This is a genomic window from Streptomyces sp. CA-249302 (assembly GCF_050936785.1).
In the GTDB taxonomy this organism is placed as follows: Bacteria; Actinomycetota; Actinomycetes; order Streptomycetales; family Streptomycetaceae; genus Streptomyces.
This window is the reverse complement of sequence record NZ_JBNJMG010000001.1, coordinates 4,187,642-4,208,803: the sequence shown is the minus strand read 5'-3', so window position 1 is coordinate 4,208,803 and position 21,162 is coordinate 4,187,642. Positions and strand designations below refer to the sequence as shown.

The window sequence follows — 21,162 nt, the reverse complement described above, 5'->3', positions numbered from 1 at the left end:
AAGTAGCTGACATGACCGGCGACAGAAAGGGACGGGGAAAAGACATGGTGCGGGAGTTCCCGCCGCCGCCGCGCGCGGAGCAGTTCAGTGAGCTGATCAAGAAGAGGGTGGCGGAGGCGAAGGGCGCTGGAGGCACCCGGGAAACGGTCACGGTCGACTGGAACGGGCAGCAGATCCACGTCGATGTGATCGACCTCCCGTTGAACGACCTCTACCTCAACCCGGGTACGCACAGGATCCGCGCCCAGCGCAGTCACAAGCCGGACCAGGACCGGAACTTGGACAAGGATCCTTTTGGAGAGGCAGGCCAGGAATACCTGAGCGGCCTGCTCCAGGCCATGCCGTCTGACCCGGAGCTTCAAGACCCTGCCTTCGACAAGCTGATGGAAGACCTCCGGGAGTTCGGCCAGAACGACCCCGGGCTGGTTACACATCACGGCGTACTGGTGAACGGCAACACGCGTGCCGTCGCCTTGCGGAAGCTCCACAAGCCGTCCATGCGCGTGGGCGTGCTCCCTCCGTCGTTTACCCAGGCCGACATCGACGCCGTGGAGCTGGCCCTTCAGCTCCGCCAGGACCAGCGGCGCGACTACTCGTATGTCAACCGGCTTCTCGCCATGGAGGAGCAGGCGGCGCTGGGCCGTACGCCCGAGCAGATCGCCAAGGAGTTCCGGATCCGGCCGGCGACGTACCACCAGGAACGGTGGATCCTGAGCGTCATCACGGAGCTGAACGAACGCAGCGCGAGTGGCGGGGGCGTCGCGCTGCGGCTCGTGGACTGGGAGAGGGCCCAGGAGCGCCTCAAGGAACTCCAGCGGCTCTACGTGAAGTTGGAGAACCTGGACCGGGACCAGGCCGAAATCATGAAGGAGCGGCGCCTGGCGGCGATCCTGCTGAACTTCTCGAAGACGGACGTGCGCCACATCGACGAGGTGTTCCTGGAGGAGGGGTATCTGGAGAAGGAGCTGCCGCCGGCGCTGGCGGACACCGGCACGACAGCCCAGCCCGAATCCGTGTCCATCCCCGGGCTCGGGCTGGACGTACCGGCCGCCTCGTCGGCTGTGTCGGCGGCCCGTGCCCTGAACGACAGCATCCTGCGGGCAGCCGCCACTGTCCGTAATACCTCGGCGGGGCTGCCTGACAGCGAGAAGGCTTCGGCGCAGGCGCTCCTGGACCAGGCCAAGGATGCCTTCGACAAGGCGATCGACAGCCATGGCCGCGACGCCCGGGTCCGCAAGCGCAAGCAGCTCGCGCCGGCCCGGCTCGCGGACGCGTGCGCCAACATCGATCAGTGCATCATCGAACTGGTTCAGGCCCGGACCTCGAACAGCCTGGATGAGGAGGCCTTCGACGAGGCTGTGGTCAAGCTCCAGACCAGCCTGCGCAAGCTCGCCCAGCAGGCGGGGCGGGGGATCCCGAACCCTGGAGACGGCGTCTCCTGGCTCATTGCCGCTGCTACCGCGGAGGGCACCCAGTGACGGAAACGTCCCTGCACCTGGGGTTCGACGACTCGCGTACCCGTGTGGTCTTGCGGACCACCGACCAGTACCGGCAGAACCTCGTTCAGCTGGCCGCCCGGTTCCGTACCGGCGGCCAGCTGGGCCCTCTCTCCGCTTCGGTGGCCCTGGATGAGCTCCTCGCGAACCTGCCTTTCCTCAGCAGTTGGCCCGCCCCCGCCGACGTGGAGTGGACTCCGGAGCTCAGGAAGCTCGTCGCCGGGGTGGTCAACGACTCCAGATTGGTTGAGGAGCGCCTCGCCGACTCCGGGGCATCCTCGGAAGTCGCTGCTGACGATGTGCTGAACCTGCTCGGAGACACCTGGAAGGAAGACCTCAACACCTTCCAACGACGTGACATCGCCAAACTGCTTTCGCTTGGGCACGGGGCGAATTTCAGCGTGCCCGGTGCTGGAAAGACCCGCGTGGCGCTCGCCGTGTACGCGGCCCAGCGGGCAGAGGGTGCGGCCAGCAGACTGCTGGTTGTCTGCCCTAAGTCGGCCTACGAGTCGTGGCGTTATGAAACGGCCGTCTGCTTCAACTACCCGCTCCGCACCCATGTGCTCGACGGCTCGCTGGACGAGTGGGCTGAGGTCCTCATCGTCAACTACGAGCGCTTGGACCGTTCCCTGCCTCTGCTCGCGAACTGGCTTAAGTCCGCCCCGTCGATGCTCATTCTCGACGAGGCCCATCGAATGAAGCTCGGTGCACGCGGTACGTACGGCGCCGCGTGCATGGCGCTGGGCCCGCTCGCGGAACGACGGCTGATCCTGACCGGTACACCGGCCCCGAACGGCTCCAAGGACCTGGAGAACCTCATGGGCTTTGTCTGGCCAGGGCACGGGCAACGCACGGTCACCCGGGCGGTGGCCGGCGGGGACCTTGCCTACGCGAGCACCGTTCTGCGCCCGCTGTTCACCCGGACGACCAAGCAGGAGCTAGGCCTGCCGCCCATGACCCTGCGGATGCGCTACGTCGACATGCCGGACCTGCACGCGGAGATCTACAGCTCGTTGGTGGGCGGCATTACCAACGGCACCGCGCGGGAGGATCTCAGTGCGCTTGGCAAGACGGCACTGCGTCTGCTGATGGCCGCGACGAGCCCAGCCTTGTTGGTGGAGGGCGCCACCAAGTACGAGCCGTTGGCCTACCAGTTGCCTCCGCTGGATCCTCCGGCTGGCAGCTCGCTGTATTCGCTGATGCAGAACCTTCCCGACTACGAGCTGTCCCCCAAGTACAAGGAAGCGCTGGCAATCGTCGCCGAGAACGCCGCGCAGGGCCGTAAGACGTTGGTCTGGACGACCTTTGTGCGCAGCTTGACCACCTTGGCGCAGATGCTGGAGAAGTACAGTCCGGCAGTCGTGTACGGCGGTACGCCTGACAGGGAAGAGCAGTTGCGCCGCTTCCGGGAAGATCCCAGCTGCATGGTGCTGGTCTCTAACCCGGCGACTCTGGGAGAGGGCATCAGCCTGCACCATGTTTGCCATGATGCGGTTTATGTGGACCGCGACTTCATGGCTGGGCGCTACCTGCAGAGCCTCGACCGCATCCACCGCCTGGGGCTTGCCCCGGAGACGGAGACCAGGGTCACGGTGATCGCAGCGCGTGGGACGGTCGATGAAGTCGTCGAGGTGAGCATGGACCGGAAACTTGAGTTCATGGGGAAGATCCTCGATGACCCCACGGTCCAGCAGCTGGCTGACCTGGAGGAGGAGCCCTCGGTGGCCGCCGGGCTCGCACCTGGCGACATTGAGGCGCTGCTGCGGCACATCCGTGGCGGATAGTGGGTCCGCTGCTGGTCGGTACCCCTCGTGCGCACGGCGATGACGACTTTGGGCGCGTCTGGTGGGAAGAGTGGTGCGTAAGATCACAAGGTTGAAAAGTGGTCGTTGGTGTCTCCCCTGCCCCCTCTCACCGGTCAGGGGAGAGACAGTGGGACACTCGTCGGCGTCGAGTGTTCAAGAACCAGGCGAATGAGCATGGCCTCTGGGACACTTGGGCATCAGTTTTGAGTCACTCCCGGAAGGACCACTATGAGCGCCAGCGGTCGCGAGCGTCCGCAGTTCACCCGGCCCCTGACCTCGCTTGAGATCTGTGCCGGTGCGGGCGGCCAAGCCGTTGGACTGCACAACGCGGGGTTCGACCACTTGGCGCTTGTGGAGTGGGATCCGCATGCGGTGGAAACACTGCGGGCGAACGTCGGCGGCTGGCCGGGGTGGGGAAAGGAACACACTAGGGCACTTAGGCCTATGGATGTGAAGGAATTTCTCAAAACTGAAGTACGCGGGAACTTGCCGATCGAAAAGGGTAAGCTGGATCTCCTCGCCGGTGGTGTGCCGTGCCCTCCGTTCTCGCTGGCTGGCAAGCGGTTGGGAAAAGATGATGAGCGTGACCTTTTTCCTGACGCTTTGAAGATTATTGAAGATTTTATGCCGCGAGCGGTAATGATTGAGAACGTTCGAGGGATCCTGGAGCCCCCGGAGGTTTTCATTGACTATCGCCGGGATATTCTCGGCGAGCTCCGCCAACTCGGCTATGTGGTTCCAGAAATCAAGAAGAGCTGGTCGGCCGTCGAGCAGGATCGCGTTATGCGAAAGGTCTGGCGGAGAATTGACGCGAGTAACTTTGGTGTTCCGCAGCTTCGTCCGCGAGCTATCTTGGTTGTCATTCATGAAGATGAGTTGGTTTCATCGGACACCGAATTCCTGTGGCCATCCAGGATCAGAGGCGGGCAGGCGACCGTAGCTAGCGAACTCGCAGCCAGTATGGAGGCCCGTTGCCGGAAGTACTGGACGAAGAACAAGGATGGGGAGCGGGCGAAGCCGGGAGAGCGTACTGGCAAGGATGTCTACCGGGACTGGCTGCGCAAGGCTTCCAGGGCAGCTGAGGTGGGCCGGGGGGTCGCTCCGACCCTGGTCGGAGGGTCTAAGAAGCATGGTGGTGCAGACCTCGGGCCAACCAGGGCCAAGCGGGCCTGGGAAGCTCTGGGGGTCGACGGGATGGGGGTTGCCAACGATCCCAAGGACTGCGATCCAGAGCGGGATCTTTTCCGTCCTGCTGGTCCCATGCTGACGGTTGAACAGGCCGCGCTCATCCAGGGTTTCCCGCAGGGCTGGAAGTTCCAAGGGCGCAAGACGGCTCGGTACCGTCAGGTTGGTAACGCTTTTCCGCCCCCGGTCGCTCAGGCGATAGGGAGTGCCATCGCCGCTGTGCTCCGGCCTGAGCATAGGGATGAACTTCTCGGCGAATATGAGCTGGATACTGATGGCTCTGCCTCGGATGCGCTTCAGACGGAACAGCTCTTCCTTCCGGTATCAGACAGGCCGCGTCCTACTACTTCTGCGCCGCCGGTTAACCGCAGTGGCAATCTTGTCCGCGCATGAGTCGGGTGGCTCGTGCTCCCAGAACCGGAGCACGAGCCACCCGGCATCCATGAGCCGCTGATCAGTGTCACGGTCACGTTCGACGTTACGCAATACTTTCTCTGACCAGTAACCAGAGTTCGTCTTTGGCGGTACGTAGTGTTCTGGGCAACCGTGCCAATAGCAGCCGTCGATGAAAATGGCCACCTTTGTCGGTCGGAACACCAAGTCTGCTGTCCGGCGAAGGGTCGGCAGAGGGCGGGCAGCCACGCGATACCGCAGCCCTTGGGCGTGCACGAGTCGTCGAATCAGCCACTCAGGCTTTGTGTCGCGGCTGCGGATCGCCTGCATGTTGCGGCGCCGTGCCGCAGACGAAGCCCAGGAGCCTTCCGGCGCTTCCCACTGCGGATCATCAGGCACGGCACAGAGCCTAGACCCAAGTAAGCCGGGTCTTCGAGGCTGAGCGGTGTACGAACCGACGGCCCCAGGTCACCGCGTCGATCATGGGCACATCTGGGCCAGACTTGGCGGCCACGACCAGCGCTTCGCCGAGCCGTCAGTGGCCCAGATGCTTCAAACGCTTTCGACTGACCAGCCCCTAAGTTGAGCGGTGCTGGGCTGGGTCGGTTACGTCGTCACGCCCCGTGGCACTCCCCATACCCCCGCCCCGACCCGCACCAGCAAGCCGCTCCCCGCTGCGGCGGCCAAGCCACCGCTCGCCCCCGTGCCGCCAGCGTCGTCGCGTACTGCGGTAGCAGTCCCGTGTCCGACGGGGATGCTGCTTCCGATGCCGCGAAGGCCTCGTACGACGGGACCGTGCCCGTGACGATGCCCAGGTTCGCCGTGCCGCTGGCGGCCAGTTCCCGAAGCGACGCCTCTATCGTCGACAGGTGTTCCTCGTGGGAGGGGTACTCCTCGGAGAGAGGCGGGTAGGCCGCGAGGAGTTCCGTCAGTTCCGCCGTCGGCCAGTGCAGGACCGCCACCGGGAACGGGCGGGAGAGGGCCTCTCGGTAGGCGCCGAGTTCTGCTCGGAGGCGGGAGATCTCGGCTTCCAGTTCCGCCGGGTTGTCCGAGCCCAGGGACCACACGCGTTTCGGGTCGTGGAGTTCGTCCAGGGAGACCGGGGAGGAGTGCAGGGTGTCGGCCAGGGCGTCCCAGTCGTCGTGGGCCACGCCCAGCATGCGGCGTACGCGGTGGCGGCCGAAGAGGAGGGGGTGCGTGGAGTACGGGGGCTCGGTCACGTCCGTCAGGAGCAGGCGGGCTCCCTCCGTGAACGTTTCCTGCGCCGCCTCCAACTCGTCGTGGGCCTCCAGGGCCTCCGCGACGATCACCCAGGGGGCCGGGTCGCGGGGGGACGCCGCGCGGACGCCGTCGATGATCGCTCGGGCCTCGGCCTCGTGGCCGTACTCCCAGAGGTTCGAGGCCTTGAGGGCCCGTACGAGATACGGGTTCTCCAGGCCGGACTGGGTGGAGAGCAGGCGGTCGTAGAGCGCGGTCGCGGCGGGGCGGTCGCCGGCGAGTTCCAGGTGGGCCGCGGCTTGCAGGAGCAGGGCCTCGGCGTCCTCGGGATACAGGCCGGCGGTCCGCTCCAGGCGGGCCGCTTCGGCGGGGTGGTCGACGTTCTCGGCGGGCGTGTCGGGGCGCATGAACGACACCGTACTGCCGATGGCTGGGGGAGGCGGAGAGAGGAGGAGAAGGAAGAAGAGCGAAGTGTGCAGGTCGGCCATGAACACTTCGCCGGGAAGCAGCACCGCTGACGCCGGGAGGCCTCAGCGGTGACGCCGGGAGGCAACAGCGGTGATCATCAGGCTCGCTCCGGTTCTGGCGTCGCCTGGAGTGTGGCTCGGGCCGCGTACGTCATCACTGCCAACGCCGTCAGCGTCAGTGCCGCGCCCGCGTACAGCGGGGCCGTAAAGCCGAGGCCCGTGCTGATCGTCACGCCGCCGAGCCAGGCGCCCAGGGCGTTGCCGATGTTGGAGGCCGAGACGTTGGCGCTGGCGGCGAGGGGGACGCCCGCTGCCTCGTCCGTTACGCGGGTGATCATGCCGGGGACCGAGGCGAAGCCGGAGAGGCCGAGGAGGAAGAGGAGGGTTACGGCGGCCGGTTTGCTGGCGGCCAGGAGGCCGAAGAGCGTGAGGGTGGCCGTGAGGCCCGCCAGGGACACGATCAGGGTGGCGTCCCGGTTGCGGTCGGCGCCGCGGCCGCCTGCCATGTTGCCGGCGACCAGGCCGGTGCCGTAGACGATCAGGAGCCAGGGGAGGTCGGTGGTGGAGAAGCCGGTGACCTCGGTGAAGGTGTACGCGAGGTAGCTGAAGGCGCCGAACATGCCGCCGTAACCGAGGGCCGTGGCGGTGAGGGTCAGCCAGACCTGGCGGGAGCCGAAGGCGTGGAGCTGGGGGCGCAGACCGTCCCCGGAGCCGGAGGTCAGCTGCGTGGAGCAGGAGGTCACCTGCGTGGAGCCGGAGGTCATCGGCGTGCCGGCCCAGGACGGGACCAGGGCGGTGATCGCGAGTAGGGCCGCCACCCCTATCGCCGTGATCGCCCAGAACGTGGCTCGCCAGCCCCAGCGTTCGCCCACCAGGGCGCCGAAGGGGACGCCCAGGACGTTCGAGACGGTCAGGCCGGCGAACATGACCGCGACCGCTCGGGAGGCGCGTTCGGGCGGGACCATGCGGCGGGCCACCAGGGAGCCGATGCCGAAGAAGGAGCCGTGGCAGAGGGCGGCCACCACCCGGCCCAGGAGCATCACCGGGTAGGTGGGGGCGATCGCGGAGAGGAGGTTGCCCGCCACGAACAGGGCGACCAGGCCGATCAGGACCGTCTTGCGGTGGAGGCGGGCGGTGGCGGCCGTGAGCGCTATCGCGCCTACCGCCACCGCCAGGGCGTAACCGGAGATCAGGCGGCCCGCCGCGGCCTCCGAGACGTCGAGGCCGCGGCCGACCTGCGGGAGCAGGCCGGCGATCACGAACTCGGTCAGCCCGATGCCGAAGCCGCCGAGCGCGAGCGCGGCGAGACCGGGGCCAGGGCCAGGGCCGGAGCTGGGGACAGGGCTGGGGCCGGGATGGCTACGACTACGGCTATGGCTATGGCTATGGCTATGGGTACGACTTCCGTCCGGTGCCGCCAGCTAGATCACCACCCCGTCGATCTGCAGCGTCTGTACCGCCTTCCCGGCGATGGAGACGGCCACCGTCTTTCCGCTCAAGTACGTGTCGGAGTACGACTTGTAGAGGTCGCCGCCCGTCGTCACCGTGTTCCAGCGCGGGACCAGGCCGCCCGAACCGCCGGTCACGGTGGTGAAGTTGGCGAGGTTGAAGGTGAAGGTCTGGGCGGATGTGGAGGTGTTGAGGGCCACGATCACCAGACGCTTCGCGGTCGAGTCGTAGGCCGCCACCGCGTTGCTCACGCCCGTGTCGAGGATCTTCATGCCGGGGCGGATGTGGCGGCTGAACTGGGCCATTGTGTAGTACTTCGTCTGCACCGCGCCCGCCGCCAGGGTGCTCGCGTCGTACGCGATCATCGCCCAGTTCGTGGACGGGTCCATGACCTGCCAGTAGACCCAGGCGGTGGGGTGCAGCCAGCGGAAGTCGTAGAGGAGGTTGAAGGCGAGGGTGTAGCCGGTGCCGTCGTTGTCGCCGGTCTCGGAGTTCCACAGGGCCTTGCCGGCCGTCGTCACGACGTCCGTGTACAACAAATCCCTTCGGCCGCCGGAGCCTTGGTAGCCGTGGACGTTGACTCGGTCGACGTACCCCTTCGTCGTGGAGGAGAAGGAGCTCCAGGTGGTGCGGGCCAGGTCGTAGCTCGTCTCGTCCGAAGCCGAGATCTTGACGCCCGTCAGGCCCCGGGTGTTCAACTCGCTGCGGAGGTACGGGAGTACGGCCGACTGGACCGTCGCGTCCATGTGGCAGCCCTCCTGCGTGCCGGTCGCCGTCCACCAGCTGGAGCTGGGCTCGTTGAAGGCCTCGACCGTCGCGAAGTTCACGCCCCAGTTGTTCTTGGCGTAGAGAGCGACGGCCGCCAGATGCGAGGCGTGCTGGCGGTAGTTCCAGGACTGGAGGTTGTTGCCGCCGTCGGAGGCGCCGGACGGGTTGTGGTTCAGGCACATCCACCACATGGGGGAGTTGGCGAAGAGCTCGGTGGTCGCGCCGCGGGCCACCGCCTTGGTCAGCATCGCGCGCTGGGTGGCGTCCGCCGTCCACTTCCAGGCCGAGGAGGTGGGGTCCTCGTTGTTCCAGTCCTGCCAGTAGCCCTCGATCTGCTTGAACGCCGGGATGTTGGCGGAGGCGACCATGCTCTCGCCGTTCACGGTGTTCGAGCTGCACGCGCCCAGGTTGTAACGGGCGATGTTCAGGCCCAGGCCGGGGAGCGAAGTGCCGTTGTACGTCGTCGACTTGGTGGTGAAGAAGATGTCGGCGAAGTCGTCCCGGGCGCCGAAGACGTTGGCCCACCAGGCCAGGGAGGTGCCCCAGCCCTCCCAGGTGCCGTACGAGGTACCGGGGCTGACGGCGATCGTCGCGTCCGCGCGGGCGGTGCCGGTGGCGAGCGCGCTCCCGAGGAGGGTGCCGCCGGCCGCGGTCAGCAGGGTTCTGCGTCGGATCATGGTTACTTCTCCGAGCTTCTTCTCCGGTGTGGTGGCCTGTCCCGTTCATGCCACGACTGCACGCCACGACGAAGCATCGGGGGTGGGGCGCGGGCTTGTCGAGGGTTACGACAGCCCTTTCTAAAACCTATGTACGAAGTGCCGAACAGGGCAGGCCGAGGAAGGCCGGGGCGTGCGGGGCTGGTGACTTGAAGGCCCGGCCCTTATGGTCGGGCGGCCCGGTGGCGGAGGGAGACGTACGGATGCGACGGATGCGATGGATGCGGATTCCCGTCGTGCAGCGGATTCCCGTCGTGCAGCACAGCAGCCGGCGCCGCTCGGCCCGGCGCCGCCGTGTGCTGTGGGGCGGCGGCGAACTCCTCGTCACCGTGGGGGTCGTGCTGGCGCTCCTCGTCGTCCATCAGCTGTGGTGGACCAACCGGGAGGCCCGGCGCGGCGCCGAGCGCAAGGTGGAGGCGCTGGAGCGGGAGTGGGGTGACGGCAACTCCGGTACGGGCGGCGGAGATTCGAGTACGTCCGTGCCCACGGCGTCCCCGTCGCCGTACAAGAAGAGTGGTGGCCGTGACCGTCAACAGGCCACCACCGTACGGCGGTCCAGCCCCTCCTGGTCCCAGGCCTACGCCATCCTCACCATTCCCCGCCTCGGTCTGCGCGTCCCGGTCGCGGAGGGGGTGAGCAAGCAGAACGTCCTGAACAAGGGGTACGTCGGCCACTACCGCGGCAGCCAACAGCCGGGCCAGGCAGGGAACTTCGCGCTCGCCGGGCACCGGAACACGCACGGGGAGCCGTTCCGGTACATCAACCGGCTGCGGGCCAAGGACGTGGTGGAGGTGGAGACGAGCAGTGCGACCTATACGTACGTCGTCGACAAGACGCTGCCGCAGACCTCGGCGCGGGACTCGGGGGTCATCCGGTCCGTCCCGCGGTCGACCGTCAAGCCGCGGTACGGGTACAGCGCGCCCGGGTACTACATCACGCTGACGACCTGCACTCCCGAGTTCACGTCCAGGTACCGGCTGGTGGTGTGGGGGAAGCTCGTCTCGGTGCGGCCCCGGTGAGCGGGAGCCGATCCGATCCGGTCACGCCCGCTCCCGCAGGACCAGTACCGCGAACGCCGCCAGCAGGGACAGGCCCGCCGAGACCAGCAGGGCGGTGTTCGCGCCGTGGCCGAGGCCGGCCTTCGTGGAGGTGACGATCGCGATGGTCAGGGCCACGCCGGCGCAGGAGCCGATGTAGCGGAAGGTCTGCTGGGCGCCGGAGCCCATGGCCGCGCGGGCGGCCGGTACCGACTCGACGGAGAGCAGGGGCAGCGCGGCGTTCAGCAGGCCGCTGCCGATGCCGCCGAGGACCAGGCCGGGCAGCAGGCGGTGCCAGGAGCCGGAGTCGATCGCGCCGAGCATGGTCAGGACGCCGGCCGCGTGCAGGGCGAAGCCGACGGCGAGTTGGTGGCGGGGTGGGACGCGGCCCGCGAGGCGCTTGGCCTGAAGGGCGACCGTGAAGGAGAGGCCGGACCAGAGGAGGAAGAGCCAGGCCGTGTCCATCGGGGACAGGCCCAGCACCTGCTGGAACAGCACCGGCAGGAAGCTGAACAGGCCGATCACCGCGAGGCCGGTGAACAGCCCGCCGGCGGAGGAGGCCAGGAAGCCCGGGCGGCGGAGGAGGGAGAGGTCGATCATCGGGGTCGTGGTGCGGCGTTCCACGAGGGTGAACACGCCCACCAGGACCACGGCCGCCAGGAACAGCAGGCCCACCTCGGTGCGCAGCCAGCCGTCGCGGCCCAGGGTGAGGGCGGCGACCAGGGAGACCAGGGCGAGGCCGAAGGTCAGCGCGCCCAGGATGTCGGGGCGCCCGCCCCTCGGTGAACGGGACTCGGCGAGGGGGCGGGGCGCGAGGGCGGCCACCAGGAGCGCGGCGGCGCCGAGGACGCCGTATGCCACCCGCCAGTCGGGCATCGCGCCGGCCAGCAGGGGGCCGAGGGCTATGCCGCCGCTGACGAAGGCGCCCCAGACGCCGGTCGCGTGCAGGCGGCCGCGCGGGGTCGGGAAGGCATGGACCAGGAGGCCCAGGCTGCTCGCGAGGATCGCCGCGCTCGCCGCGCCCTGCGCGATACGGGCGAGCGTGAACTGGAGCGTGGTGGAGGCGAGGGCGCCGAGCGCCGTGGTGATGCCCAGGGTGAGGGTGCCGAGGAGGAAGATCCGGCGGCGGCCGTAGTCGTCGGCGAGGCTGCCGGCCACCAGGAGGAGGGCGGCGAGGCCCAGCGGGGTGCCGTTGATGAGCCAGGCCTGGGCGGAGAGCGAGGTGTGCAGGTCGGCGGCGGTGTCGCGGAGGGTGATGATCGGGGCGGTGTACGTCATCAGCGTCACGGCGGTGGCCGCGCTGGTCAGGGCGAGCGTGGCGCGCGGGTGCGGGGGCGCCTCGGCCTGGGGGGCCGGCTTGGGCTCGGCCTCCAGGACGGGCTGGGTTCGTGATTGAGTTCGCGGTTGGGTTCGTTCATTGAACCTAGTCATGCCTGGACTCTAACACCATGGGTTCGGTCATTGAACCAACCGCGGGAAAAGTGGTTACAGTGGACGGCATGGCACTGGGCAAGGACTACGCGTCACAGGACTGCTCCATCGCCCGCGCGCTGGAGGTCATAGGCGAGCGGTGGACCCTGCTGGTCATCCGCGACGCCCTCTACGGCGTCCGCCGCTACAACGACTTCCTCGTCCACCTCGGCATCCCGCGTGCGGTCCTCGCCGCCCGCCTCCAGGCGCTGACGGCGGAGGGGATCCTGGAGAAGCGCCGGTACCAGGAGTCGCCGCCGCGCGAGGAGTACGTCATCACCGAGCGCGGCATCGCCCTGTTCCCGACGCTGCGCTCCCTCGGCCTCTGGGGTCGCGAGCACTTCGACGAGGCCCAGCGGCGCCGCTTCGAACACGTCGACTGCGGCACGGAGCTCGGCCCGTACGGCGAATGCCCGGCCTGCGGGAAGGTCGTGCCGGTCGCGGACGTGCTGATGGTGCCGGGGCCGGGACTCGACCCGGAACCGGCCGATCCGGTCAGCCGGGCGCTGCTCGCGCCGAGGCGGTTGCTGGAGCCGATCGGGACGACGGTCTAGTTCCGGGGGAGAGGACGTCCACGGTGGGGTGGGGTCGGTCCAGTCCGTGAACCGGGTATTGCGGGATGGACGTCGAGCTTGGAGGATCGACCAGTCATCCGATGGCTGCACCCGTCGGAGGATGCCCCGCGATCGAGGGAGATTGTGATCATGAAGCTGCTGCGAGTCGGTACGGCCGGTGCGGAGACGCCTGCGCTGCTCGACGCCGACGGGGTCCTGCGGGATCTGTCCGGTGTCGTGGACGACATCGACGGAGCGCTGCTCGCCGACGACGCCGCGCTGGAGCGGGTGCGGTCCGCCGGGGCGGGCAGTGAACTGCCGGTGCTGGACGCGGCCGGGCTGCGGATCGGGCCGCCTCTCGCGCGGATCGGCAAGGTCGTGTGCATCGGGCTGAACTACTACGACCACGCGCGCGAGACGGGGGCCGAGCCGCCCGCCGAGCCCGTGATCTTCTTCAAGGCCGCGGACACGGTGGTCGGGCCGAACGACACGGTGCTGGTTCCGCGCGGGTCGGTGAAGACCGACTGGGAGGTCGAACTCGCGGTCGTCATCGGGCGTACGGCGCGGTACGTGGAGTCGGCGGAGGCGGCGCTCGGGCATGTCGCGGGGTATGCGGTGGCGCACGACGTGTCGGAGCGGGAGTTCCAGATCGAGCGTGGCGGGACCTGGGACAAGGGGAAGAACTGCGAGACGTTCAATCCGCTGGGGCCGTGGCTGGTGACGGCGGACGAGGTCGGCGATCCGCAGGGGCTGTCGATGAAGCTGTGGGTCAACGGGGAGCTGAAGCAGGACGGGACGACGGGCGAGCAGATCTTCCCGGTGGGGGAAGTGGTGCGGTACGTCAGCCAGTTCATGACGCTGTACCCCGGCGACGTCATCAACACCGGTACGCCGGCGGGGGTTGCCCTGGGGCAGCCTGAGCCCAAGCCCTTCCTGCGGGCAGGGGACGTGGTGGAGCTGGAGATCGACGGGCTTGGGCGGCAGCGGCAGGAACTCAAGGACGCCTGAAAGTCAGCGGTAAAGGGTCACTTCAGCAGATCGGCCAGCCTGCGCCATTCCTCTCGCGGGAGCGTGTTGCGGTCGCCGCCGTTCACCACCTGTAGGGCCACGTGGTCCGCGCCCGCCTCGAAGAAGGTGTCGATGCGGGTGCGGACCGTCGTCTCGTCGCCCCAGGCGAAGACCGCGTCCACCAGGCGGTTGCTGCCGCCCTCCTCGAGGTCCTCCTCGGTGAAGCCGTGGCGGAGGAAGTTGTTGGTGTAGTTCGGGAGGGCCAGGTACATGGCCAGGTAGTCGCGGGCGATGGTGCGGGCCCGGGTCGGGTCCGCTTCGGGGACTACCTTCAACTCGGGGGCCAGCAGCGGGGTTTCGCCCAGGATCTCGCGGGCGTGGGCCGTGTGCTCGGGGGTGACCAGGTACGGGACCGAGCCCGCCGAGCGGTCGCGGGCGAGCTGCAGGGTCCTCGGGCCCAGCGCGGCCAGCACACGGCGGTCGGCGGGGACGCCGGCCTCGTCGAGGGCGTCGAGGTAGGCGACCAGGGCCGAGTACGGGCGCCGGTACTGGTCCGCGAACTTGGCGTGGCTCACGCCGAGGCCCAGCACGAAACGGCCGGGGTGGGCGGACTCCAGCTCGGCGAAGCCCGCCGCGCTCTCGGCCGCCTCGTACTGCCAGATGGACTGGATGCTGGTGCCGACGGCGAGACGAGACGTCGACTCGACGAGCGGAACGGCGTGGCGGGCGGCGCTGCTGCCGCCCAGCCAGACGGCGCCGTAGCCGAGCTGCTCCAACTCGGCCGCGGTCTCGGCGAGTTCGGTGCGGCGGGACGGGTCCTCCGAGCGCAGCGCGACGCTCCAGATGCCGTAGCGGCCGACGGATCGTTTCAGGGTGTCACTCACGGGGCGGGTTCCCTCCGGTCGGTGTGCCGTACATCCGTGCTGTACGGCGATGTCAACCGGAGGGGGCGCGAGGATCTTCCCCTCGATGTATCGGTGGGCTCAGCGCTTGAGGAACTCCTCCAGCGCCTCCACCACGAAGCGGTGGTCCTGGAGTTGGGGCAGGCCGCTGACCGTGACCGCGCCGATCACGCCCACGCCCTCGACGTTGATCGGGAAGGAACCGCCGTGCGCCGCGTACTCGTCGGGGTCGAGGCGGGAGGAGTCCTCGAAGGTCGTGCCCTTGGCGCGGAAGCGGTGGCCGACCAGGTAGGACGCCTCGCCGTAGCGCTCGACGACCCGGCGCTTGCGGGCGATCCAGGCGTCGTTGTCGGGCGCGGAGCCCGGCAGTGCGGCGTGGAAGAGCTGCTGGCCCGCGCGGTGGATGTCGACGGCGACCGGCGCCTGCCGCTCACGGGCCAGGTCGACCAGGAGCGAGCCGAGGGCCCACGCGTCCTCGTAGGTGAACTGACTGAAGACCAGGCGCCGTTCCTGCCCCTCCAGCTCCTCCAGGGACGGAGTGATCTCCGGGTGGAACTTGGGCGTGATCTCGGTGTTGTGCGTCACAGCGTCACCGCCACTCCGTCGCGGGCCGAACGGTGGGCCGCCTCGATCACGTCGAGGGCGGCGGCCGCCTCCAGAGCGGTCACCGGGTTGGGACCGCCGTCGTTGAGGGCCCTGTTCACGGCCGCATAGTACGCGGGGTAGTCGCCGGGGAGGGTGGGTACGACGGTGCCGCCGCCGGTGATCGGGGACTCGCCGGCGCCGATACGGCCGTACAGCTCCGCGGGCTCCGCACCCCAGCCGGCACCAGGCCGCCGGCCTTCCCGCAGGTCCGCTTCCTGGGGGTCGAGGCCGTACTTGACGTAACCCGCCTTCGAGCCCAGGACCCGGAAGCGCGGGCCGAGTTGGGCGGTCGTCGCGGAGACGTAGAGGTGGGAGCGGACTCCGTTGGTGTGCGTGAGGGCGAAGAAGGTGTCGTCGTCGGTCTCGGCGCCGGCGCGGCGGACGACCGCCTCGGCGTAGACGGTACTGACCGGGCCGAAGAGGGTCAGCGCCTGGTCGACGACATGGCTGCCGAGGTCGTAGAGCAGACCTCCGATCTCTGCGGGGTCGCCGGACTCGCGCCAGCCGCCCTTGAGTTGCGGCCGCCACCGCTCGAACCGCGACTCGAACCGCCATACGTCGCCCAACTCGCCCTCGGCGAGCAGGCGCTGGAGGGTGAGGAAGTCGTTGTCCCAGCGGCGGTTCTGGAAGACGGAGAGGAGCAGGCCGCGCTCCTCGGCGAGGGCGGCGAGCTCGCGGGCCTCGGCCGCGGTGCCGGCGACCGGCTTGTCGACGACGACCGGGAGGCCGGCCTTCAGGGCGGCGGTGGCCAGCGGGACGTGCGTCTTGTTGGGCGACGCGATGACGATCAGGTCCAGCTCGGCGGCGCGGTCGAACAGCTCCTCGGGCGTGGCCGCGACGCGCACGTCCGGGAACTCGGCGCGGGCCTGCTGCTGCCGCTCCGGGTTCGAGGTGACCACCGTGTCGAGGTGCAGGCCCTCGGTGGCGGCGATCAGCGGGGCGTGGAAGACGGAGCCCGCGAGGCCGTAGCCGATCAGGCCGACGCGGAGGGGAGTGCCGGGCGTGCCAGTCGTACCAGTCATGCGCCCCACTTTCGCAACGCTGTTGCCAAAGTGCAAGTGCGGGGGAGAATGGGGGCCGAGGGAAGCGCGGTCGGGATGGAAGGGCGGCAGGTCGTGAGGGGTGCGGGTCCGGGCTCGGACGTGGTCGGTGGCGTGAATCTGCTCGGCCTGCGCAGCCACAACACGGCGCTGGTGCTGGATCTGCTGCGTACGGCGGGCGCCGACGGGATCAGCCGCCTCGAACTCGCCGAGCGGACCGGGCTCACCCCGCAGGCCGTCAGCAAGATCACCGCCCGGCTGCGGGCCGACGGCCTCGCCACGGAGGCGGGGCGGCGGGCGTCGACGGGGGGCAAGCCGCGGACGGTGCTGCGGCTGGTGCCGGAGGCGGGGCATGCGGTGGGGGTGCACCTGGATCGCGACGAGGTGCGGGTGGTGCTGGTCGACCTGACGGGCGCGGTGGTGAGGGAGCGGCGGGCGTCCGTGGATCTGGGGGCGGGGGCGGAGGCCGTGGTGGAGGTGGTCGCGGGGGAGGTGGAGGCCTTGGTGGAGGTGGTCGCGGTCGCGGGGGAGGCGGAGGGTTTGGGCGTGGGTGGGGCCGGCGAAGGTGCCGTGGCCGTTGGCGCTGCTCCCGCGGGCGTCGCTTCCGGCGCCGACCGGGCTCCCGCTGCGAGCCCCACGCCGGGCGCCGACCTTGCTGCCGCCGCGCATGCTCCCGGCATCGACCTTGCTGCTGCCGCCCAGGTCGCCAGTGCCGGCCTTGCTGCCGCCGACCGGGCTCCCGGTGCTGGCCTTGCCGCTGCCGCTGCCGCTGCCGCTGCCGCTGCCGCTGCCGCTGCCGCTGCCCAGGCTCCCGGTGCCGGCCTTGTTGCCGCGGCCCACGCTCCCGGCCTTGCTGCTGCCGCCCACGCCGACGCCCACGCCCAAGCCCCCGGCGCCGCCCCCCTCCTCGGCGTCGGCGTCGCTCTCCCCGGCCCCCTCGACCACACCCTCGGTGTCCTCCACCGCGTAACCGGGTTTCCCGAGTGGGACGGCTTTCCGCTGCGGGACGCGCTCGTGCGGCGGCTCGGGGTGCCGGTGGTCGTCGACAAGGACACCAATGCGGCGGCGTTGGGGCTGGCCGTGCGAGGGGAGGGCGGCTCCTTCGCGTATCTGCATCTCGGTACGGGGCTCGGGGCCGGGCTCGTGATCGGGGGTGCCGTGCATCGGGGTGCGCGGACCGGGGCGGGCGAGTTCGGGCATCAGGTCGTCCAGCTGGACGGGCCGCCCTGCACCTGCGGCAACCGCGGCTGCGTGGAGGCCCTGTGCCTCGCCGCCGCGGCCCGCGACGACCTGGCGGAGGCGGCACGCGTCCTCGGCACCGGCGCCGGCAACCTGGTCGCGCTGCTCGACGTGGACCTCGTACTGCTGGGCGGCCGCACGATCGCGGCCGATCCGGACGTGTTCGTACGAGGGGTCGCCGCCGTCCTGGAGGAACGTGCCCGGCGCGTAGGCGAGGCCCCGGTGCCGGTGCGGCTCGCGCCCGGCGAGGTCGCGGAGGGCGCCGCACAGCTGCTGCTGGCGCCGCTGTTCGGGCGGGCGGAGGGCTGACGCGGGCGCGGGCGCGGGTGCGCCGAGCGGAGGGAGCCGCGGCCGATCGAGGGGAGCCGCGGCCGATCGAGCGGACTTGCGGCCGATCGAGCGGACTTACGCGCCCCTCGGTGCGGCGGCCCCCCATCCCGCCCCGCACCCGACAGGGTTATGTGTTCATGCGACTGTCCAAGCCCACGTTCCTCTGCCTGGCCGCAGCCGCCGCCGCCCTCCTCCCCGTACCGCCCCCGGCGTCCGCGGCCCCCGCCCCCACCTGTGCCGCGCCGGACGGCCGCGGCTTCCCCCTCACCACCCGCATCCACGACGCCCCCGCCGACTACGAGGCCGGCGGCGGATACGGCACCTGGTATCTGGACCTCACCAACACCACCACCCGCACCTGCGCGGCCATCCACCCGGTCGTCGTGCTCGTCGACGCGAAACGCGCCCTGAAACCGTCCCAGCCGCGCCTGGAGTTCTACGACGGTCCGCGCACCCACCCCGTCCACTTCGAGCCGACGGACGAGGCCGAGCTCGTCGGAGCCTTCGACGACGGCTTCCCGGGCTTCACCGTCGGCCCCGGAAAGACCCTCACCGTCAAGGTCCGCCTCGCGCTGACCTCGGGCGCCGTACCCAACGAGGTCACCGTCAACGCGGCCGTCGTCCAGCGCCACGACGACGACGGCGACTGGGTCGGCCAGTCCAACGACTACCGCTTCCGCGTCTCCGACGCCCCGCTCCCCGACACCACCCCCACCGGCACCGCCCCACCCGCCCCGACCGGCCCCTCCCCTTCGCCGACGAACTCGCCCGCACGGGGCTCACCGCCCCCACCCTCACCGCCACCGCCGCCGGGCTCCTCCTCGGTGGCACCGTGCTCCTGCTGGCGCGACGCCGGCGCCGCTGAACCCCGCCGCGGGAAACAACCGGAAGTGGGCCATTCCCTCAAGATCCGGCCACTGTTTAGGGTGGGCCCCACGCAGCACCGCGTACATGCGTACGGCAGGAGATCCCGCACATGTCAGAACGCAGGCCCATCGAGTCGTGGCTCACCGACATGGACGGTGTGCTCATCCACGAGGGCGTACCGATCCCCGGCGCCGACGCCTTCCTGAAGAAGCTCCGCGAGTCGGGCAAGCCCTTCCTCGTGCTGACCAACAACTCCATCTACACCCCGCGCGACCTGCACGCCCGGCTCCAGCGCATGGGGCTGGACGTGCCGGTCGAGTCCATCTGGACCTCGGCCCTGGCCACCGCCCAGTTCCTGGACGACCAGCGGCCGGGCGGCAGCGCCTACGTCATCGGCGAGGCCGGCCTGACCACCGCGCTGCACGACATCGGGTACATCCTCACCGACCACGAGCCCGACTACGTCGTCCTCGGCGAGACCCGCACGTACTCCTTCGAGGCCATGACCAAGGCGGTACGGCTGATCGAGGGCGGCGCCCGTTTCATCTGCACCAACCCGGACGAGACCGGCCCCTCCACCGAGGGTCCGCTGCCGGCGACCGGCGCGGTGGCCGCGCTGATCACCAAGGCGACCGGGAAGCAGCCGTACTTCGCGGGCAAGCCGAACCCGCTGATGATGCGGACCGGGCTCAACGCGATCGGCGCCCACTCCGAGACCAGCGCGATGATCGGCGACCGCATGGACACCGACGTGCTGGCCGGCATGGAGGCCGGGATGCAGACCTTCCTGGTGCTGACCGGGCTGACCCGGCCGGAGCAGGTCGAGGACTTCCCGTACCGGCCGTCGAAGATCGTGGACTCGATCGCGGATCTCGTCGACCGGGTCTGAGCGGTCGTGTCCGAGCGGTCGTGTCCGAGCGGTCGTGTCCGAGCGGGCGTGAAACCTTTCGGGACCCGTACGGAGCAGTGAGGCCCCGCTGAGGATGCGGGGCCCCCGGCCGCGGGGGAGCCTCCAGATATCTGGAGGTTTCACGATGGGCTCACTTCGCCTCACTCGCTGTACCGGAACTCTCTGTACCGGACTCCTGGCCGCCACGGCCGCCGTCCTCCCGGCGGCGCACGCGCACGCGGCCGACGGAGGTGGCGGCGGAGGCGGTGTCTCGGTGACCCCGTCGTCCCCCGCCGCCGGTGCCGACGTCGCGCTGCGGGTGACCGGCTGCTCCGGCAAGACGGCCACCGCGGTCTCGGCGGCCTTCGTCGCGGACGCACGGCTCGCCGGAGTCGACGGCACCCTTGCCGGGGACACCAAGGTTCGCTCCACGGCCGAACCCGGCTCCTACGACGTGAAGATCAGCTGCGCCGACTTCGAGATCAAGGGCAGGATCACGGTCGTGGCCAAAGGGGCGCAGCCCTCCACGCCCGCTTCTCCCGTCGCGCCTGTCCACGCGGGCGGCGGCGGCACCGCCCACCTCGCCTCGGTCGACGCCCGCGCGGACGGCCCCGGCACGGCGCACGCGGTGACCGGAGTGATCCTCGCCGGCGTGGCCGCGGTCGCGGTGGCCCTGCTCAGCGGGCGCCGGAGCCGCAGGGCGGAGTGAGCGGGCATGGGTGAGGGTGAGCGCACCTCCATGTCCGGCCGGCTCCTCATGGGCCTGGCCTGGGCCGTGCTGCTGCTCGGGCTGTGGCTGTGGGGGCGACAGGTGACCGATGTGCGGCAGGGGATATCCGCGCCCGCCACCGGGGACATGGCCGCGGTCGGGCGGCCGCCGGAGGCCGAACTGCCGCCCGCTGTACGGCCGTTGGGGGACGCGCTGCCGCAGCGCGTGGACATTCCCGACCTCGGGGTGCAGGCGCCCGTCGTCGCCCGGGGGCTGGACCGGCAGGGGGCGATCGATCCGCCGCCCTTCGACCAGGCGGGCGTTGTCGGGTGGTACGCGGCCGGGGCGAAACCCGGGGCGGCCGGGACCGCGCTGCTGGTCGGGCACGTCGACACCGAGACCCGGCCCGCCGTCTTCTACAAACTCAGCGCCCTCAAGCCCGGCGAGACCGTCCGCGTCGTCCGCGACGACGGCAGGGTCGCCGAGTTCACCGTCGACGACGTACAGGTGCTGACCCGCGAACGCTTCGACGCCCGCCAGGCATACGGCCAACGCCGGTCCGGGCGGGCCGAGTTGAGGCTCATCACCTGCGGCGGCACCTTCGACCGCGCCAGCCGCGGCTACACGGCGAACGTGATCGTGTCGGCGTACCTGACCGGAACCGGTCTCTAGAGCCTGTCGTCAAATTCCCGTCTCCCCCGGAGGGCTCGGGCACCTGGCCCGGTCGACGGCTCGCTCCCCCCGAAGCCGCCGACCGGGCTGGTCCTCAACCGCGCGCGCACGGGTTGCGGGAGTAACCCGGCGACGGGCGCGGGAGGTTTGTGAGCCACAGTTGGTGAACCACTGACCGGGGGCTGGGGCCGTCTGAGAAGACTCTAGAACGGATGAGCGCCGGAGCCTAGGGGGTGTTTGACGCCAGGTTCCACTACGGTGGCTCTCTGTCATATGCCCAGGTGGTCCGTGACTCCCGGACCG

The 21,162-nt window shown here is 69.8% G+C and carries 19 protein-coding genes; 11 read left to right on the top strand and 8 right to left on the bottom strand.

The window, feature by feature from the left end:
• Positions 1-11: 11 nt before the first annotated feature.
• From ACQEWB_RS18790 to ACQEWB_RS18780, 3 genes are all read left to right on the top strand, one after another.
• Positions 12-1,478, top strand: coding sequence for a hypothetical protein (locus ACQEWB_RS18790; RefSeq protein WP_432832408.1), 1,467 nt, complete (start codon positions 12-14; stop codon positions 1,476-1,478).
• A complete protein-coding gene (locus tag ACQEWB_RS18785) occupies positions 1,475-3,280 on the top strand; it encodes a DEAD/DEAH box helicase (protein WP_432832406.1) in 1,806 nt (601 codons plus the stop codon). Before ACQEWB_RS18790 ends, ACQEWB_RS18785 begins: the two co-directional genes overlap by 4 nt.
• Before the next feature lie 249 nt (positions 3,281-3,529).
• Positions 3,530-4,879, top strand: a complete 1,350-nt coding sequence (locus ACQEWB_RS18780) for a DNA cytosine methyltransferase (RefSeq protein WP_432832404.1) — start codon at positions 3,530-3,532, stop codon at positions 4,877-4,879.
• Here ACQEWB_RS18780 and ACQEWB_RS18775 read toward each other — a convergent pair.
• From ACQEWB_RS18775 to ACQEWB_RS18760, 4 genes are all read right to left on the bottom strand, one after another.
• Complete coding sequence (locus tag ACQEWB_RS18775) at positions 4,811-5,278, bottom strand: very short patch repair endonuclease (protein WP_432832402.1); 468 nt, start codon at positions 5,276-5,278, stop codon at positions 4,811-4,813. The genes ACQEWB_RS18780 and ACQEWB_RS18775 overlap by 69 nt on opposite strands.
• Before the next feature lie 215 nt (positions 5,279-5,493).
• Complete coding sequence (locus tag ACQEWB_RS18770; RefSeq protein ID WP_432832400.1) at positions 5,494-6,504, bottom strand: SEC-C domain-containing protein; 1,011 nt, start codon at positions 6,502-6,504, stop codon at positions 5,494-5,496.
• Between the two features lie 158 nt (positions 6,505-6,662).
• Positions 6,663-7,823, bottom strand: coding sequence for an MFS transporter (locus ACQEWB_RS18765; protein ID WP_432832398.1), 1,161 nt, complete (start codon positions 7,821-7,823; stop codon positions 6,663-6,665).
• 162 nt (positions 7,824-7,985) lie between these two features.
• Positions 7,986-9,458 (bottom strand): beta-1,6-galactanase, encoded by a 1,473-nt coding sequence (locus ACQEWB_RS18760; protein WP_432832395.1) that lies wholly within the window; start codon positions 9,456-9,458, stop codon positions 7,986-7,988.
• A gap of 242 nt (positions 9,459-9,700) precedes the next feature.
• Between ACQEWB_RS18760 and ACQEWB_RS18755 the strand changes: the two genes are divergently transcribed.
• Positions 9,701-10,516: a class E sortase gene (locus ACQEWB_RS18755; protein WP_432832393.1), complete on the top strand. Its 816-nt coding sequence runs from the start codon at positions 9,701-9,703 to the stop codon at positions 10,514-10,516.
• Between the two features lie 21 nt (positions 10,517-10,537).
• Here the strand turns inward: ACQEWB_RS18755 and ACQEWB_RS18750 are convergent, their stop codons facing one another.
• Positions 10,538-11,965: an MFS transporter gene (locus tag ACQEWB_RS18750; RefSeq protein ID WP_432832391.1), complete on the bottom strand. Its 1,428-nt coding sequence runs from the start codon at positions 11,963-11,965 to the stop codon at positions 10,538-10,540.
• A 68-nt stretch (positions 11,966-12,033) separates the two neighbouring features.
• Here ACQEWB_RS18750 and ACQEWB_RS18745 point away from each other — a divergent pair, with 68 nt between their 5' ends.
• A complete protein-coding gene (locus tag ACQEWB_RS18745) occupies positions 12,034-12,558 on the top strand; it encodes a winged helix-turn-helix transcriptional regulator (RefSeq protein WP_432832389.1) in 525 nt (174 codons plus the stop codon).
• Between the two features lie 150 nt (positions 12,559-12,708).
• Positions 12,709-13,566, top strand: coding sequence for a fumarylacetoacetate hydrolase family protein (locus ACQEWB_RS18740; RefSeq protein WP_432832387.1), 858 nt, complete (start codon positions 12,709-12,711; stop codon positions 13,564-13,566).
• Positions 13,567-13,583: 17 nt separating this feature from the next.
• Here the strand turns inward: ACQEWB_RS18740 and ACQEWB_RS18735 are convergent, their stop codons facing one another.
• The 3 genes from ACQEWB_RS18735 to ACQEWB_RS18725 form a co-directional block, all read right to left on the bottom strand.
• Positions 13,584-14,450 carry an LLM class F420-dependent oxidoreductase gene (locus ACQEWB_RS18735; protein WP_432832385.1) on the bottom strand — a complete coding sequence of 289 codons (867 nt, stop codon included), beginning with the start codon at positions 14,448-14,450 and terminating at the stop codon, positions 13,584-13,586.
• A gap of 99 nt (positions 14,451-14,549) precedes the next feature.
• Complete coding sequence (locus tag ACQEWB_RS18730; protein ID WP_432832383.1) at positions 14,550-15,053, bottom strand: heme-degrading domain-containing protein; 504 nt, start codon at positions 15,051-15,053, stop codon at positions 14,550-14,552.
• A complete protein-coding gene (locus ACQEWB_RS18725) occupies positions 15,050-16,135 on the bottom strand; it encodes a Gfo/Idh/MocA family oxidoreductase (RefSeq protein WP_432832381.1) in 1,086 nt (361 codons plus the stop codon). The genes ACQEWB_RS18730 and ACQEWB_RS18725 overlap by 4 nt, the downstream gene beginning before the upstream one ends.
• Before the next feature lie 75 nt (positions 16,136-16,210).
• On the opposite strand from ACQEWB_RS18725, the gene ACQEWB_RS18720 reads away from it, so the two are divergent.
• From ACQEWB_RS18720 to ACQEWB_RS18700, 5 genes are all read left to right on the top strand, one after another.
• Positions 16,211-17,701, top strand: coding sequence for an ROK family transcriptional regulator (locus ACQEWB_RS18720; RefSeq protein ID WP_432832379.1), 1,491 nt, complete (start codon positions 16,211-16,213; stop codon positions 17,699-17,701).
• A gap of 158 nt (positions 17,702-17,859) precedes the next feature.
• On the top strand, positions 17,860-18,795 hold the full coding sequence (locus ACQEWB_RS18715) for a hypothetical protein (RefSeq protein ID WP_432832377.1): 936 nt from the start codon (positions 17,860-17,862) through the stop codon (positions 18,793-18,795).
• Complete coding sequence (locus ACQEWB_RS18710; RefSeq protein WP_432832375.1) at positions 18,699-19,478, top strand: HAD-IIA family hydrolase; 780 nt, start codon at positions 18,699-18,701, stop codon at positions 19,476-19,478. The genes ACQEWB_RS18715 and ACQEWB_RS18710 overlap by 97 nt, the downstream gene beginning before the upstream one ends.
• Positions 19,479-19,623: 145 nt before the next feature.
• A complete protein-coding gene (locus ACQEWB_RS18705) occupies positions 19,624-20,187 on the top strand; it encodes a hypothetical protein (RefSeq protein WP_432832373.1) in 564 nt (187 codons plus the stop codon).
• Between the two features lie 6 nt (positions 20,188-20,193).
• On the top strand, positions 20,194-20,859 hold the full coding sequence (locus ACQEWB_RS18700; protein WP_432832371.1) for a class F sortase: 666 nt from the start codon (positions 20,194-20,196) through the stop codon (positions 20,857-20,859).
• The last annotated feature ends 303 nt before the right edge of the window (positions 20,860-21,162 follow it).